Below are 615 nucleotides of genomic sequence, written 5' to 3'. Positions count from 1 at the left end.
GTATGGAAGTACATGAATTTCCAGATGTTTCTCAAAGTACTGATGACATATTAGAGGAAAACATGGTATTTACAATAGAACCTGGAATTTATAAACCTGGTGTTGCAGGAGTTAGAATAGAAGATGATATAGTAGTTACCAAAGATGGTTGTATGGTACTTACTAAATATGAAAAATAGAGATATTAAAATCTCTATTTTTTTCTATTCAGTTATAACCCAAGTTTCGCAACAAAAAATCACTCAAACTAAGCCAATACAATATGTATAGCCGAATTTGAGTGATATTTTTTTAGAGTGTGAATTTTAATTTCTCTCTTATTTCATTTTCTTTTTTTATTTTAAAATCAAAGTCTATATTAAACGCTTTAAACAATTTCATTAATTCTAAATATTTAAAATCTTCTTCAAACATACACCAACCTTTTACTATTGTTGCATTAAATTCTTGTAGACATCTTTGTAAATTTGCCGAACTTATTCCTTCGCTCCATACATTAATATCTTTCTTATTTTCCATTTTTGATACTTTGTTTTGTATTATTCTCATTATTGTTAAGGCTATTGCATAGTTTTTATATCCTTTTTTTTTAATAATTTCATATGCAGAATTTTT

General features: G+C 26.0%; 2 protein-coding genes. One reads left to right on the top strand and one right to left on the bottom strand.

The window, feature by feature from the left end; all coding sequences use genetic code 11:
- Positions 1–2: 2 nt before the first annotated feature.
- Entirely contained in the window at positions 3–179 is a 177-nt protein-coding gene (locus AWT72_RS09330) for a M24 family metallopeptidase (RefSeq protein WP_082680606.1), read from the top strand.
- A gap of 112 nt (positions 180–291) precedes the next feature.
- Here the strand turns inward: AWT72_RS09330 and AWT72_RS08740 are convergent.
- On the bottom strand, positions 292–615 hold a 324-nt coding region (locus tag AWT72_RS08740), incomplete at its 5' end, for a hypothetical protein (RefSeq protein WP_197407666.1).

The sequence above is a fragment of the Oceanivirga salmonicida genome, from assembly GCF_001517915.1.
Taxonomy (GTDB): Bacteria; Fusobacteriota; Fusobacteriia; order Fusobacteriales; family Leptotrichiaceae; genus Oceanivirga; species Oceanivirga salmonicida.
Note: the sequence above shows the minus strand (reverse complement) of the source record. Positions and strands in the feature narration are given on the sequence as shown.